General features: G+C 71.3%; 17 protein-coding genes and 1 pseudogene. 7 read left to right on the forward strand and 11 right to left on the reverse strand.

Features of this window, described 5'->3' with window-relative positions:
* Positions 1-193: 193 nt before the first annotated feature.
* Positions 194-1,573: a KaiC domain-containing protein gene (locus AXA68_RS12955; protein ID WP_066417539.1), complete on the reverse strand. Its 1,380-nt coding sequence runs from the start codon at positions 1,571-1,573 to the stop codon at positions 194-196.
* Positions 1,574-1,690: 117 nt separating this feature from the next.
* On the opposite strand from AXA68_RS12955, the gene AXA68_RS12960 reads away from it, so the two are divergent.
* The 3 genes from AXA68_RS12960 (at position 1,691) to AXA68_RS12970 (ending at position 3,953) form a co-directional block, all read left to right on the forward strand.
* Positions 1,691-2,512, forward strand: coding sequence for an NAD(+)/NADH kinase (locus AXA68_RS12960; protein ID WP_066417541.1), 822 nt, complete (start codon positions 1,691-1,693; stop codon positions 2,510-2,512).
* Between the two features lie 145 nt (positions 2,513-2,657).
* On the forward strand, positions 2,658-3,200 hold the full coding sequence (locus tag AXA68_RS12965) for a hypothetical protein (RefSeq protein WP_066417543.1): 543 nt from the start codon (positions 2,658-2,660) through the stop codon (positions 3,198-3,200).
* A 78-nt stretch (positions 3,201-3,278) separates the two neighbouring features.
* The gene (locus AXA68_RS12970) at positions 3,279-3,953 is read left to right on the forward strand and encodes a TVP38/TMEM64 family protein (RefSeq protein ID WP_066417546.1); all 675 of its coding nucleotides are present in this window, start codon (positions 3,279-3,281) and stop codon (positions 3,951-3,953) included.
* Between the two features lie 532 nt (positions 3,954-4,485).
* Here the strand turns inward: AXA68_RS12970 and AXA68_RS12975 are convergent.
* The 5 genes and pseudogenes from AXA68_RS12975 to AXA68_RS12995 form a co-directional block, all read right to left on the reverse strand.
* Positions 4,486-5,206: pseudogene (locus AXA68_RS12975) on the reverse strand (DUF4382 domain-containing protein).
* A gap of 1 nt (position 5,207) precedes the next feature.
* Positions 5,208-5,522 carry a hypothetical protein gene (locus AXA68_RS12980; RefSeq protein ID WP_066417547.1) on the reverse strand — a complete coding sequence of 105 codons (315 nt, stop codon included), beginning with the start codon at positions 5,520-5,522 and terminating at the stop codon, positions 5,208-5,210.
* Positions 5,523-5,764: 242 nt separating this feature from the next.
* The gene (locus AXA68_RS12985; RefSeq protein ID WP_232745118.1) at positions 5,765-6,499 is read right to left on the reverse strand and encodes a hypothetical protein; all 735 of its coding nucleotides are present in this window, start codon (positions 6,497-6,499) and stop codon (positions 5,765-5,767) included.
* Between the two features lie 122 nt (positions 6,500-6,621).
* The gene (locus AXA68_RS12990; RefSeq protein WP_066417558.1) at positions 6,622-7,110 is read right to left on the reverse strand and encodes a hypothetical protein; all 489 of its coding nucleotides are present in this window, start codon (positions 7,108-7,110) and stop codon (positions 6,622-6,624) included.
* A 76-nt stretch (positions 7,111-7,186) separates the two neighbouring features.
* Complete coding sequence (locus AXA68_RS12995; RefSeq protein WP_066417561.1) at positions 7,187-7,537, reverse strand: 4a-hydroxytetrahydrobiopterin dehydratase; 351 nt, start codon at positions 7,535-7,537, stop codon at positions 7,187-7,189.
* A gap of 129 nt (positions 7,538-7,666) precedes the next feature.
* Here AXA68_RS12995 and AXA68_RS13000 point away from each other — a divergent pair, with 129 nt between their 5' ends.
* The gene (locus AXA68_RS13000) at positions 7,667-8,494 is read left to right on the forward strand and encodes a BtpA/SgcQ family protein (protein ID WP_066417563.1); all 828 of its coding nucleotides are present in this window, start codon (positions 7,667-7,669) and stop codon (positions 8,492-8,494) included.
* 556 nt (positions 8,495-9,050) lie between these two features.
* Here the strand turns inward: AXA68_RS13000 and AXA68_RS13005 are convergent.
* Genes AXA68_RS13005 through AXA68_RS13025 form a run of 5 tightly spaced genes read right to left on the reverse strand, consistent with a single transcriptional unit; the run spans position 9,051 to position 11,932 of the window.
* Positions 9,051-10,085, reverse strand: a complete 1,035-nt coding sequence (locus tag AXA68_RS13005; RefSeq protein ID WP_066417565.1) for a carbohydrate kinase family protein — start codon at positions 10,083-10,085, stop codon at positions 9,051-9,053.
* Positions 10,082-10,537, reverse strand: coding sequence for a nucleoside deaminase (locus tag AXA68_RS13010; protein WP_066417572.1), 456 nt, complete (start codon positions 10,535-10,537; stop codon positions 10,082-10,084). Before AXA68_RS13010 ends, AXA68_RS13005 begins: the two co-directional genes overlap by 4 nt.
* A gap of 24 nt (positions 10,538-10,561) precedes the next feature.
* Entirely contained in the window at positions 10,562-10,918 is a 357-nt protein-coding gene (locus AXA68_RS13015) for a hypothetical protein (RefSeq protein ID WP_066417576.1), read from the reverse strand.
* A gap of 3 nt (positions 10,919-10,921) precedes the next feature.
* The gene (locus AXA68_RS16840; RefSeq protein ID WP_066417578.1) at positions 10,922-11,710 is read right to left on the reverse strand and encodes a hypothetical protein; all 789 of its coding nucleotides are present in this window, start codon (positions 11,708-11,710) and stop codon (positions 10,922-10,924) included.
* A gap of 3 nt (positions 11,711-11,713) precedes the next feature.
* Entirely contained in the window at positions 11,714-11,932 is a 219-nt protein-coding gene (locus AXA68_RS13025) for a zf-TFIIB domain-containing protein (RefSeq protein WP_066417579.1), read from the reverse strand.
* A gap of 184 nt (positions 11,933-12,116) precedes the next feature.
* On the opposite strand from AXA68_RS13025, the gene AXA68_RS13030 reads away from it, so the two are divergent.
* The 3 genes from AXA68_RS13030 to AXA68_RS13040 all read left to right on the forward strand — a co-directional run bounded on the left by AXA68_RS13030 (position 12,117) and on the right by AXA68_RS13040 (position 14,339).
* On the forward strand, positions 12,117-12,347 hold the full coding sequence (locus tag AXA68_RS13030) for a hypothetical protein (protein WP_066417580.1): 231 nt from the start codon (positions 12,117-12,119) through the stop codon (positions 12,345-12,347).
* A 105-nt stretch (positions 12,348-12,452) separates the two neighbouring features.
* Complete coding sequence (locus AXA68_RS13035; protein ID WP_066417581.1) at positions 12,453-13,379, forward strand: DUF7139 domain-containing protein; 927 nt, start codon at positions 12,453-12,455, stop codon at positions 13,377-13,379.
* Positions 13,380-13,442: 63 nt separating this feature from the next.
* Positions 13,443-14,339: a CehA/McbA family metallohydrolase gene (locus tag AXA68_RS13040; protein WP_066417583.1), complete on the forward strand. Its 897-nt coding sequence runs from the start codon at positions 13,443-13,445 to the stop codon at positions 14,337-14,339.
* Positions 14,340-14,372 lie beyond the last annotated feature (33 nt).

Genomic DNA, 14,372 nt, shown 5'->3' on the forward strand with positions numbered 1-14,372 from the left:
ACTGCGCCAGCGACGAGGCTGGGGAGGCGTGAGGTGCGGTGCTGTGCGGGGCGGCTGGGGCTTTGGAGATGTTCACCGCGCCAGCAACGATCGCGTTTATATCAGAGTAAGACCACTTGTAACACCCGTACTATTAGCAGTCAAATTCTAAGTCCGTTCCAGTAGAGAACGGGAGTTCAACGGACCTTCCACCTCAGAAGATGTTCGCCTGCCGGTAGACGGAGATCCCGCTGTCCGTGATCTCGTAGGGTTTCGTCTCGCGGGAGTGGTTGGCGTCGCGGATCTTCTGGATCTCGACGGCGAGACGCGTCTCTCGGAAGTCGGAGCCGCGGACGTACTGGAGGACGAACACCCCGTCCGTCAGGTACTCGACGAGGCCGTACCGCGAGGCGTACGGCGTCTCCTCGCTCGCCTCGGAGGTGAGAAGCGTCGTCACGCCCGCCTCCTTCAGCAGGCGGGTGAACCCGAACACCTCCGAGCGCCGCTTGGCGGGGTGGTCGTACATCATCTCGAGCAGCGAGACGGAGTCGAGCACCAGTCGATCGGCGCCGAACTCCGCGATGAGCCGCGTGAGGTCGTTGCGGATCGACGCGAGCGAGTTCGCCATCTCGATGGGGTCGAGCGAGACGACCGCGAGTTGCCCCTCCTCGACGTACTCCCGGAACGGCCACCCCTTCTCCTCGGCGGTCGCGACGATCGACTCCCGGCTCTGTTCGAGCGTGATGTACACCCCCCGCTCGTCGGACTCGAGCGCCTCGTTGAGGAACTGTAACGAGAACGTGGTCTTCCCGGTCCCGGCGCCGCCGATGACCGTCAGGAGCGACCGGCTCGGAACCCCGCCGAGGATCATCTCGTCGAGGCCGTCGATCCCGACGTCCGTCCGATCGATGTCCGACTCGAACTCCTCGGCGTCCGCCTCGTCGAAGCCGATCGGTCCGTCCGCAGCACCGCTCTCGCCGCCGCCGCCGAACGGGTCCCCCTCGCCGAAGGAGCCGCCGCCGCTGCCGAAGGGATCGCCAGCGCCGAAGGACTCGCCACCGCCGCCACCGCCGCTACCGCTGCCGAACGGATCCCCCTCGCCGAAGGATCCGCCGCCGCTACCGCCGCCGCCACCGAAGGGGTCGTCGTCGCCGAAGGATCCCTCGTCGCTCTCGTCGCCACCCCCGCCGAACGGGTCACGGTCGGCGGTGGCGTCCCTGTCACCGTCCCCGCCGCTACCGCCACCGAAGGGATCCTCCTCGGCCTCGGGGTCGGCCTCGTCCGCCGTCTCGGCGTCCGACTCGGGCGCTGGATCGCCGCCGCTCGGAGCGCCGCCGCGCCCGATTCCGCCGTCGTCTCCGGTCGTCTCGTCGTCTCCGGTCGTCCCGTCGTCGAGGTCGAGGCCGTCTTCGACTCCGGAGGTCGGCTCCTCGTCCTTGTTCCGGGCCGTGTCCCCTTCGTCCGCGTCCCTCTCGCCGTCGCGATCGCGCTCGTCGGCGTCCCCTTCGCCGCCATCCTCCTCGTCGCCATCGCGGTCGCTCTCCTCGTCGAGTTCCCGCAGCGCGCGTTCGAACCAGTCCTCCTCGTCGCTCATGGTTCGAGGCGTCCGTTCGGGATCGCCATGTACCGGGGAACGAGGGCCGCCGGCTTGAACCTTTCCGGCGGCAGCGAGGTCCACACGCTTTTACTCGGCGGGGCGAAACCCGCGGACATGGAAGTCGGGATCGTGGCGCGGAAGGGAAACCCGGAGGCCGCGTCGGTCGCCGCCGGGATACGCGACGCCGTTCGCGACGCCGGGGAGGCGGTCTGGATCGACGAGGAGACCGCGAGCGACCTCGACGTCGAGGGACGACCCGTCGGCGCGCTCGACGACTGCGACCTGGCGGTCGCGGTCGGCGGCGACGGGACGTTCCTGTTCGTCGCGCGCAACGCCGGCGACACGCCGATACTCGGAGTAAACCTCGGGGAGGTCGGGTTCCTCAACGCCGTCCCGCCGGCAGCCGCCCAGGAGGCGGTGCTCACGGCGGTCGAGGGGTTCCGCGACGGCTCGATGGCCGTCCGGGAGGTCCCCCGACTCGCCGCGCGCGCGGACGGCTGGGAGTCGGTCCCCGCGGCCAACGAGATCGTCGTTCAGGGCGGGCGGCGCGGTCCCGGCGGCGGCGTCGACTACGAACTGCGCGTGGACGGCTCGCCGTACGCGAGCGGCCACGCCGACGGCGTCCTCGTGGCGACGCCGACCGGCTCCACCGCGTACAACCTCTCCGAGCGGGGACCGCTCGTCCACCCCGACGTCGCCGGCCTGATCGTCAACGAGATGGCCCCCGAGGAGGGGATGGCCCCGCTCGTGGTCGACGTCGACGCGACGGTCACGGTGTCGGTGTCGGATCCCGACGGGGCGGTGGTCGTCAGCGACGGGCGGAACGCGCGGGAGCTCGACGAACCGGTCGAGGTGACGATCGAGCGGACCTCGCCGCCGATGCGGATCGCGGGCCCGGAGTCCGACTTCTTCGAGGCGCTGAAGAAGCTGTCCTGACCGTCCCACCCGTCTCGATCGTCTCGGCCGTCCTGGCCGTCCCGATCGTCTCGACCCTCCCACCCGTCCAACCCGTACCTACCGTCCGGACAGAGCCGGGACCGACGCGCAACGTTCAACCCGCCGCCGACCCGACTCGAGAGCGATGAACGTCCCGCTCGGGCTCGAACCGTTCGTCGATCAGTCCCCCCGCGATCACGCGCTCGTGCTCCTCGTCGGGGCGCTCGCGTGTCTCGTCGGGTACGTCGGGTCCGCGGCCCTGTTCTTCGGGGTGGGCGCGCTCGACGGCGGCGGACCGGCGGGCCCGCGTCGAGTGGCGGCCGTCTTCGCCTCGCTGGCCTGCTGGGCCGCGTACACGGTCGCGTTCGTGCGCGGGGCGGGCGGCCCGGTGACGGACGTGCTCGCGTACCCGATCGCGACGGTGACGGTCGTTCCCGTCGCGACGCGCTGGATCCTCTTCGGACCGGCGTGGGCAGCGCTTCGCGACCGGCTCGGGTTCTTCCTCTTCCGACCCGACCTCCTCGTCGACGCGGCCGTCCTCGTCGTTCCCGGCGTCGCGCTCTGTGCGTCCCTGCTCACGCTGTGGGCGAGCCGGCTCGGCGAGGCGGAGATCCGCGAGTGGCAGCGGCGACACCTCTCCGCGGCGTTCCGCGAGGCCTTCGTCGAGGAGGCCGACTTCGAGGAGTGACGGTCCGACCGGAACGGTTCACGGCCGTCCGCCGTCCGGTCCCGCAAGGCGTTTACTGCGGGCTCCCGTCCCCCCGGCGTGAACCGTCGCCACGTTCTCGGGGGCGCGGTCGTCGCGCTCGCGGTCCTCCTCGCGTGGGCCGCGTCGCCGGCGGCCGCGCTCGCGACCCTCGAGTGGCTCGCCGCCGACCCGATTCGGTTCGGAGTCGCGCTCGTCGCGCTGGCGGCGGTCCGGCCGCTCCTAGCGTGGCCGACGACGCTGCTCGCGGTCGTCGCCGGCTTCGGCTACGGCTGGGCCGGCGTCCCGGTCGGCGTCGTTCTCCTCACGGCGACGGCGGTCCCGCCCTACTGGCTCGCACGTGCCGGACGCGCCCGTCTTACGAGCGACTCTCGAGCCGTCGAGCGCGTCTCCGCGGCTGGCTCCCGGCTCGTCGCCGACGCCGGGGGTCTCCGGGCGGTCGCGGGGTGCCGGTTCCTGCCCGTCCCCGCCGACGCCGTCTCGGTGACCGCCGGCGTGTCGGGGGTGGCCCCGCGGCCGTTCCTCGCCGGGACCGCAGTCGGCGAGTTCCCCTGGGTGGTCGCCGGCGTCGCCGTCGGCGTCTCCGCAGATCGACTCGCGAGCGACGAGTTGTCCGTCGCCGATCCCGCCCTGTTCGTCGCGCTCGCGCTCGCCGGCGCGCTCCTGCTCGCGCGACCGCTGTATCGCGCCTGGCGGGACGATCGGGCGACCGCGGACGACGTGCCCCGGACCTGAGACGCGGGACCGTTCTTGCCGAATTTCCTCAAGGAAGCGGTGCGTTTCGGCTCGGACGGTTCGGTATAGGCAGGTGACGGAGTGAGCGATCGCGGTGGCGCGCCGGTGAGTGGTCGCCGTAGGCGACCGCGAACCGCCCGCGAGGGACGCGGTGAGCGCTCGGAAAGCGCGAACCGCGAGGCTGGGGAGGCGTGAGGTGCGGGGCGGTCGCGGTCGGGTGGGACTCAAAGGGGCAGCCGGCTCCGGGAAGACGGCCGACGCAAGCAGCGTGGCGCTACGCGCCACGGGCAGCCGGCGGCGAAGCCGCCGGCGACACCGCAGCGAACGAAGTGAGCGAGGAGCGCAGCGAGGCCCTCGACCGGAGCCGGCTGGGGCTTTGAAAAAGTTCACCGCCCCAGCAACGATCCATTTTTTATCATCTCGATCACTGATGAAATACCCGTTCTATAAGCACGCTCCAACGACGCCCGATTTCATGCCACGGTGCCTCTGAAGAACGGACTCGACCGGAGCCACCGGCTCCGATATCGCGCTACTCGCTTTCGTTCTCCTCGTAGCTGACCTCGATGCCACGCGGCACCGGACGGAGGAGGTACGTCCCGTTCCCGCGCTCGACCGGCGCGAAGTCGGCGGTGAAGCTCGTGACGGCGTCCTCCCTGATCTCGAACTCCCGATTGAACGTGATCGGCGCGTTTCCGGGCAGTTCGACGGTCGCCTCGCCGCCGTCCGCGAGCGTCGCGTCGGTTCCGGAGACGTCTAGCTGGAGATACGGGTAGGTCCCGACGGTCAGTTCGCGCTCGTCGATCAGCTGGGTCTCCTCGCCCTGTAGCTGGACGAGGTCGGCTTCTTGGGGCTCGTCGAACTCGTGGTACTCGCGTCCCTGCGGGTCGTCTTCGTCACCTCCGTCGTCCGTCTCGTCGCTTCCGTCGGCGTCGCCTCCCTCCGCCGTCGGGATCGGTCTCGTTGCCGCCCGCGTCGTCGCCTCCGTCGTTCCCGTCTCCGGCGTCCCCGTCGTCCTCCTCGTCGCCGTCCCCGTCGCCGCCCTCCGGTCCGAGCCAGATCCCGTCGATCGTGACGACGAGCGACTCGAAGTCGCCGATGTCGGCCGGCTGATCGGTGACCGAGGTCGCGAGCGTGCCGGTCGCGCGGCCGACGCAGCCGGCGAGGCCGACGGTCCCGAGCGCCGCGGCACCGGTCGCCCGGAGGTAGTCGCGGCGGCCGAGCGCGTAGAGCCGATCTCGCGTCCCGCTCACGTCAGACACCCCCGGAACCGCCGGCGAGGTCGTTTCCGCCGAGATCGTTTCCGGCGAGGTCGCTCACCGCGTCACCGAGGTCTCCGATCTCGCCGGAGAGGAAGCCGTCGATCTCGCTCAGGAGGTCACCGACGAACTCCGGAACCGGGTCCGGCAGGTCGCTCGGCGGCCCGGCGTCGTCGCTGGCGTTCCCGTCCGGGCCGACGTCGGCGGCCGCGTTCGGTCCGGCGGCGGCGACCCCGCCGGCCGCTACGCCGGTTCCGATCAGTACGACCGCGGCGAGCGCTCCGAGGAGCGCGGTTCGAATGGCGTTCATCGCGACTCCCGCTCGAGCCGCTATCGACTTCAATGACCCACTCGCTTCGGCCGGTTCGGTCCGGATTAATCCGAATTAATTCGATTCGAGCGCCCGTGAGGCGGTCGATACCGAACGATCCGCCGTTCGACGCGATCGGCGACGCGTTCGGCGGGCGGGACGGCCGGCGCGCGGTGGCAGTAGACGATCCGCGCGCGGCGAGACGACCCGTGTGTAGACGATCCGCACGCGCCGGGAGGTACCTACCCGGCTGCCGGAAGCGCCGAGTCCCCGCCGCCGCCGTGACGGAGGTACTGGATCGCGGCCCCGCCGACCAGGAACGCGAGGAACGCCGGGATCGCGGGGGCGGCCTGCTGGGAGATCGCCAGCGCCTCGCCGGCGAGGACGGCCCGCCACACCGGGTACGCCGTCGCGAGGACGCCGGCACCGAGTCCGGTCAGCGCCAGCGAGATGATCGGATCGGCGTACCGCATCGCCAGGATCCCGGCGACGATGCCGACGAGAAGCGAAGCGAGGAGGAACCGCCGGAACGCGGGTTGCGCGAACAGGCCGGAGCCGGCGAGTGCCGCCGGATCGATCGCCTCGACGACCGGCGCGTCGGATCCCGCCGGGTCGTACACCCGATCGAGGACCGACTCGCCGACCGTCAACACGAGGGTCGCGAGCGTCGAGAAGAGGAACGCCGAGATCGCCACGGCGAACCGGGCGACGAACGGAATCAGCCCGCGACCGAGGAACGCGCCGATCAGCACGAGCGACGCGGCGAACCCGATCCGGCCGCCGGTCGAGACGGTCCCGGAGGCGACCCGCGGGACGACGACCCAGCCGACCACGCCGCCGCCGACCGCGCCGGCTATCCACCCGGTCCAGCCGAGGACGCGGTCCGTGAGGTCGTAGGCGGCGGTCACCAACACGGCCCCGACGAGCGTGTTGACACAGAGCAACGCGAACACCACCGGCGTCTCCGCGAGAGACATGCGCCGGGCTACCGCCCGATATCGTATAGTTCTATTGACGACACGGGTCGGTCAGGTGGTCCTCCCCTCGGTCGGACAGCTCACACCTCAGCCGGAGCGTCCTACGCCCCGGTCCGAGCGGTCTACGCCTCGGCGTTCCGCTTGGTGTAGGCGTCGAGCGCGGTCTCGATCGTGGACAGATCGCGGGTGACGCGGCCGTCGGCGACGCGCATGAACCCCGGCGTGTACGACGCGGAGTAGTCGAATATCCGGTTGACGCCGCGTTTGGGCACCGAGACCGGGGTGAACGACTCGACCGTGTACACTCGCGTGGTCGGGAACGCGGTCCAAAACGTGCCGCTGACCCAGCGGTCCTCGTCGGCGAACGTCTCGCCGATCCGCCCGGTGGCGACGTACTCGCCGTCGTGATAGAACAGGAGGAGGTCGCCGGACTCCATGCGGTCGAACGTCGAGCCGTTCCCGCTGTCGTCGTCGACGGCCCACAGCCGCGCCTCCTCGACGTCCGCGAGCGGCTCCGGCCGGTCGGGGTACTCGGAGAGGTCGACCGCGGACCGGACCGTTCGATCGAAGTTCTCCGGATCGACCGGGACGAGAAAGACGTTGTCGCTCATTGCCCCCCGTTTCGCCGGGAGGGATTTAAAAGCGTTCGTTGACCGACCGCGATCCGCCGGTATGGACCGCTCCCGCTCACTCCTCGTCGTACTCGTCGTAGATCCGGTCCATCCGCGCGGCCATCACGAAGTCGGACCGGTGGAGGCCGTCGATGTCGTGGCTCCACATCTCGATGCCGACCTCTCCCCACGAGAGGTGGATGTCGGGGTGGTGCCACTCCGCCTCGGCGAGTTCCCCCACGTCGTTCGTGAACGCGAGCGCGGTCGCGAAGTCCGGAAAGGCGTACGTCGCCTCCAAGTGGTGCTCCTCGATCACCTCCCAGGCGTCGCCGAGTTCGGCGAGGTGGTCCGCGTACTCTGCCGGCGTCAGCGGCTCGTCGTCCTCCGCGGACGGCTCCACGGGCTCGTCGGCGAGCGAGGATGTCATGTGCTCCCGTTGGTCTCGGAGGGGTTTGTACCTTCCGCGCCGGAACCGATGCCGGTCGGGCGACCCGGTCGGCGGGAGCGACCCGCAGGCAACGAGTCGGTTAAACCGCACCCGGTTCTCGATGGGACCATGAACCTCGACTCCACGTTCGGCACGGACGCGCCGGTGATCGGCATGATACACCTGCCCGCGCTCCCCGGCGCGCCGGGCGCGCCCGACGACGGGGCGGTCGCGATGGACGCGGCCGTCGAGCGCGCCGTGGACGACGCGAGGAAACTCGAGGCCGGCGGCGTCGACGGGCTGATGATCGAGAACTTCGGCGACGCCCCCTTCCACCCCGACGACGTGCCGAAACACACCGTCGCGGCGACGACTCGCGCCGCGACGGCCGTCGCCTCGGCGGTGGAGTTGCCGATCGGGATCAACGTCCTCCGGAACGACGCCGAGGCGGCCGTCTCCGTCGCCGCCGCGGTCGGGGCGGCGTACGTCCGGGTGAACGTCCACACGGGGGCGCGCGTCACCGACCAGGGGATCGTCGAGGGGCGCGCCCACGAGACGGTCCGGCTCCGCGAGCGCCTCGGCGTCGACGTCGGGATCCTCGCCGATACCGACGTGAAACACTCCGCGCCGCTCACGCCGGCGGAGTACTCCGCGGAGTCGTTCGCCGACACCGCCGAGCGCGGCCTCGCCGACGCCGTGATCGCCTCCGGGTCCGGTACCGGTCACGCGGTCGACGACGGCGCGCTGGAGGCGGTCGTCGAGGAGCGCGAGCGCCACGGCCTCGACACGCCGGTGTTCGTCGGCAGCGGCGTCCGGCCCGACACGGTCGGCGACCTCCTCGACGTCGCCGACGGCGTCATCGTCGGAACCGCGCTGAAGGAGGGCGGCGAGACGACCGCACCGGTCGATCCCAAACGGGTCGAGGAACTCGTGGCGCGGGCGGACGAGGTTCGGTGAGCACGGGATCGTCTCTCCCCGCTTTCATCACTGGCTCCGTTGAGATCCCATCGTTCGGACACGAACTACGCCGAAACGGCTAGTCGCTGAAGCGTGCTTATAGAGCGGGTGTTTCGATGGAGATTGAGGTGAGTAGAACAGGATCGTTGCTGGCGCGGTGAACACCGCCAAAGCCCCAGTCGCGAGGACTCGCGCGGCTCGCTGTGGTCCTCAGTCGTTCGCTCTGCTCACTCCTTGCGGTCCTTGCGTCGCCGGGCTTCGTCCTCGCGACTGCCCCTTTGAGCCCCACCCGCCCAGCACCGCCCCGCACCTCACGCCTCCCCAGCCTCGCGGCTCGCGGCTTCGCCGCTCGCTTATCGAGGTACTCACTTCGTTCGTACCTCGCCACGCTCGCCGCGTCCCTCGCGGACGGTTCGCGGGCCTCCGGCCCGCTCACCGGCGCGCCACCGCTCCAGCGATCACTCGTTCCTTCGACTACACTGGCCGGAACCGGTTGGACACGTGTCATCCGCTGTGGATTTCGACGGGACTCATCGCCGAAGGGTAGTCTCGCTCGTCACCGAAGTTCCACGCCGCGCGCCGCGAGGAACGACTCGACCTCCTCGCGGGTCGGCAGCCCCGTCTGCGTGAACCGCTCCGTACAGTTGATCGCGGCGACCGCGGCCGCGAACCGGACGGCGTCGACGAGGGCGTCCCGACTTCGTCCCCCTGCCGACCCGCGACCCGCCGCCCTGCCATCCGCCAGGAACCACCGGTCGATCAGGCCGGCGAGGAACGCATCGCCCGCTCCGGTCGTGTCGACGACGTCGACCTCGAACCCGTCGACCCGGGTCGCCTCGCCCTCGGCGATGGCGGTCATCCCGTCCGCGCCGTGGGTGAGGACCGCGGGACCGACCGACGGGTCCCGGACCGCCCGAAGCCGGTCGACGGCCGCCTCGCGACCGCCGAAGTAGGCCGGCGCGGCGACGCCGCCGGCGACGAAGAGGTCCGCGCGGTGGAGGTAGCCGTGGACCGTCTCCGGCTCGGTCCCGCGCCCGGTGAGCTCCTCGACCGGCCCGGAGAGGTCGAAGACGAGCGCGGGCCGGTCGGGCTCGGGCACGTCGAGAACGCGGTCGAGCACCGCCCGCGCGACCCGGTCGGGCGTGTACGCCGTGAGGAAGACGACCTCGCTCGCGACGATCGAGTCGAGCGTCGCCGGATCGAGCCGGAGCTCGCGGAAGCTCTCGCCGGCGGTGACGATGGCGCGCTCCCCGTCCGGCGCGCTGAGGATCACGGAGCGCGTCGTCGGATCGTCGCCGACGGTGACGCGCGAGCCGTCGACGCCGCTCTCCGCCAGCCAGGAGCGCGCCAGGCGGCCGTACTCGTCGTCGCCGACGCGGCTGACGAGCCCGACCTCGCGGCCGAGCCGGTCGAGGCCGACCGCGACGTTCGCGCCGACGCCGCCCGGCGCGGTCTCGACCTCGCTGGCGTACGCGCCGCCGTCCGGCTCCGGGAGGTTCGAGACGGCGTACCACTCGTCGACCGCGGCCGCGCCGACGGCGGTGACGCGGGGCGGGTCGGGTTCGGACGCGCCTCCTGAAGAGCCCGTCACGCTCCGAAGAAGGACTCGTGGACCGCCATCGCGGCCTCGGTCGCGATCGGTCCCTCGACGACGGTGTCGCCGTCGGCTCGTCGGATCACCTCGTCGGCGGGGATGGGGATCGCTCCGCCGGTGAGCTCGTGGAGCGTCTCGCCCGCGACTCCGAAGACGACGCGGCCGATCCCGGCGTAGTGGATCGCGGCGGTACACATCGGGCACGGCTCGGTGCTCGCGTACATCGTACAGTCGGCGAGCTCCTCCGGGGAGAGCTCGCGACCGGCCCACCGCGCCAGTTTCAGCTCCGGGTGCGCGGAGACGTCGTCGTCGGTCCGGGTCGTGTTCCTCGCCTCCCGCCGCACTTCGCCGTCGACGACCAACAGCGCGCCGAACGGGGTGTTCCCGGCCTCGACCGCCTCCTCGGCGAGTTCGATCGTCCGCAGGACGTGTTCCCGGTCCGTGGTCATGTCACTGCCTTCGGCCCTCGGAACCTAACGTTTCCCGTCGCCGGCGGCGGGGTCGGTCGAGGTGTCGGCCGCCTCCCCCGGCGGGTCGTCGCTCGCCGCAAGCGGAGCGCCCTCGTCGTCCGATCCCTCGTCGTCCGATCCCTCGTCATCCGACTCCGTTTCCTCCGCGGACGCGGCCGCTCGAACCTCCCGGAGCTTGTCGACCGCGTCGTCGGTCGCGGCCGATCGGGTCTCGGTCGCGGCCGCGGGATCGAGCCGGTCGTCGTCCGGTTCCGCCGGTTCCGACTCTGTCTCCTCGTCGGGTCCCTCGTCCGTGTCCGCCTCCTCCGAACCGCCGAGGAGGCCGCCGATTCGCTCGCGGATCTCGGTGAGCAGTCCCATGAGTCAGTAGTTCCGGAACAGCAGCGCCCGCACGTCGTCCTTGGTGCGGGCCGTTTCGACGCTTCCGTCGGGCAGTTCCACCTCGTAGCGCGCGTCGCCGTCGCCCTCCCGCCACTTGTCGTCGTGGGTGTCGAGCAGGCTCATCATCGCGTTCAGCTGGCCGGCTCCGCCGTCGTCGGCGTCGTCGGCCGTGTCGTCGGTGGCATCGTCGTCGTCGGCGGTGTCGTCGGCCGTATCGTCGGCGGCGTCGTCCCCGCGGCCGTCACCGTCTCCGGGCTCGTCGCCGGCGGCGCTCTCGCTCTCGTCGTCCGCCTCCTCGGGGTCCGCGGCGTCGGCGTCGGGGACCTCCACGTCGACGCGGGCGAAGGGGTCGGCGGCCAGCTCCTCGGCCGCGTCGAGGATCGCCTCCACGAGCTTCTCCTTGGTCATCTCGCTGCGGCCGGTGACGTCGAACGCGGCGGCGATCGAGTACAGGTCCGAGCGGTCCGCGTCCTCGGGGTCGCCGTGTCTCCGGTTGCGCTCGTCGAGCACCTCTCGGGCAGCCTCGCGGTCGAACGGGGATCGAGCCACGTCGCCGTCGTCGTCCGCGTTCGATCCGTCCGGTCCGCCGGCCGGTCGGTCGGGGTCGGCAGAGCGGTCCGGGTCGTCGACGGCCTCGGCGAGGTCGAGCAGGTACGCGAGCACCTCCTCGGTGCCGACCGTCGCGTACGGGCCGGCGTGTCGGTCGGCCAGCTCCTCGCGCAGGGCCTCGATGCGTTCTCTCTGGTCGTCGGTGATCTCGAGCGGTGGCATTCGTTACTCCTCTCGGTCCGCGTTCTCCCGGTCCGTTTCCCCGTCCTCGACGCCTCTGCCGAAGCGTTCGAGCGCCTCCTCCCAGCTCTCGACGAGGCGGGGCTCGCCGGAGTGGTCGACCTCGACGCCGGCGTAGCCGCAGGCGTCACAGCCGACGGCCTCGGCCCCGCCGAGCGTGAACGTCGTCAGCGCGGATCCACAGCGCGGGCACTCGCTCGACACGGTCTCTCTGGTGAGTGGTGGACGCCGGCCGTGAAAAATACGGGGGTCGCGGGGATCCCGAGGATCGCGAGAGACGCCGCCCGGGGAGTTCGTCACGAACGTTGTATCGGAAGTATTCCTCACGGACCTATCGGTCGAACGAACCGATACTAATATATTAACTCGTTCTGTAGTTGTGTTTGTAATGGGAGCGAACGGGGTCGACCTTCTCGGCGTGCTGGAAAGCGACACGGACACGATCACGAACGCGGTGGCGACCGGGCGGATCGACCTCGAGGACCTGGATCGATTCGTGGAGAGCGTCGATCGGGGGGACCTCGAGGCGGACCGCGGCGTCGACGAGGTGGTCTGGATCGTCGGGTCGCTGCTGCGCGGCGACGCCGCCGGCTGGGAGGAGATGGAGCCGGCGAGTTAGACCGCGGTCGGGAGGGGAACCGACTCGGCGACTCGGCGGATCGGCGACTCAGCAACTCGGCGGATCGGGGGCAACAATCATTAGACTCGGCGGAAACGTCGAGACATGAGCGACTCGACCGAGTCGAACCCGCTTTTCGACTACTACCGCCGCTACGTCGGCGACCCCGACCGCGCGGTCGACGTGTACGCCGGGTTCGGGCTCTTCTTCGTGGGGCTCGGCCTGGGCGTCGTCGGCATCGCCGTGTTCCTCTACAGCGCGACGCTGCCGCCGAACACCCTCTCGACGTACTCGGTCCGGCAGGTGGCCGCCGTCGCCGCCGCGCTCGGGCTTCCGGGGCTGCTCCTCGGCGTCGTCGTCCTCCTCCCGGTCGACCGCCGCATGCTGTACCTCGGGAGCGGCGGAGCCGCGGTGTGTCTCGTCGCCGTCGCGTGGTTCGTTCGCGTGTACCCGCACGACTGGAACGTCGCCGAGCCGCCGGACTACAGCGCGCAGGTCGTGGCGCTGTACAGCGTCGGCCTCGTCGCCGTCATCGGCGCGACCGGTGCGGCGCTCGTCGCCCACCGCGTCGAACAGGCGTCGGGCGCGGCGGCCGCCGGCGGAGCCGGCTCCGCGTCCGACGACGCCGGTTCGGGCGGAGACGGCGGATCGGGAGCCGAAACCGTCACCGACGAGCAGGTCCGCGCCGACATCGAGCGCGAGCTCGACGACGCGGAGCTCACCTGGGGCGGCGTCGAGCGTCCGACGGGCCGCCGGCTGGAGCTGAACACCACCGCCGTCGACGAGGCCGACGTCGACAGCGGTGCGCTCTCGGGATCGGCGACCGAGACGCGGACCACCTCGGGCACCGTCGACGACGCGGTCTCCCAGCTCAAGGGGCTCCAGGGCGGCGAGACCAAGACCGCGAGCGGCGAGGGGACCGACGACCAGGCCGCCGCGCTGCGCGAGCTCCGCGAGCAGCAGCGAGCGGAGGAGCAGGCCGAGGCCGAGGAGTCGTCGGTCGTCGACCGGATCCGCGGGCTGTTCGAATAGACCCCGGGCGGGTCGCGTCCCCGCATCGGATCCTTATATATCGTCGGCCGCCTATCCGGGGGCGTGTCCAGCGTCACCGTGAGGATCGACCCGCACGTCCATTCCGAGGACAGTTACGACGGCCACGAGCCGGTCGAGCTGATCCTGGAACACACCGCGGACATCGGCCTCGACGCGGTCGTGATCACCGACCACGACACGATGGGCGAGTCGAAGCGGGCGGCCGAACTCGCCCCCGAGTACGGGCTGGTCGGGATCCCCGGCGTCGAGGTGTCGACCGCGGACGGCCACCTGCTCGCGATCGGCGTCGACCGGATGCCGCCGCGCGGGGAGTCGTACGCGGCGACCGTGTCGTGGATCCACGACCGCGGCGGGGTCGCGATCGTTCCCCACCCCTTCCAGCGGTCGCGTCACGGCGTCCGCAGACGCGACATCCCCCTCCCCGAGTCCGACGACCGCGAGGACGCTGGCGGCGACCCAGCCGCGAGCGGCGACTCAGCCGCGGGCGGCGACGCCGTCGACGAGGTCGACGCCATCGAGGTGTTCAACGCCTGGCTGTTCACCGGCTACCGCAACCGACGCGCGAGGCGGTTCGCGGCGCTCCACGGCTATCCCGGCGTCGCCGCCAGCGACGCCCACCACCTGAACTACGTCGGCCGGGCGTTCACGGAGCTGACGGTCCGGGGCCGCTCGTCGGTCGACGACGTGACCGCCGAGGACGTGCTCGCCGCGATCCGCGAGGGGACGACGAGCGCGAGCGGGAAGCGCGCGCCGGTTCCGATGGCGGCGAGACACTACCTGATCGCCGCCGGCCGGAAGTCCGGCTACTACGCCCGGACGGGCGCGGACCGGGGGACGACCGCCGCGGTTCGCGCCGCGAGCGAGGCCGTCTCGATGACGCGGGTCGGCCTCTCACAGGGGGTCCACCGGTTCGGGCGGGCGCTCTCGTGGTTCCGGTAGATCCGGCGCTCCGGGAGGGCGGCCGGCGCGGTG

The sequence above is a fragment of the Halorubrum aethiopicum genome (genome assembly GCF_001542905.1).
GTDB lineage: Archaea > Halobacteriota > Halobacteria > Halobacteriales > Haloferacaceae > Halorubrum > Halorubrum aethiopicum.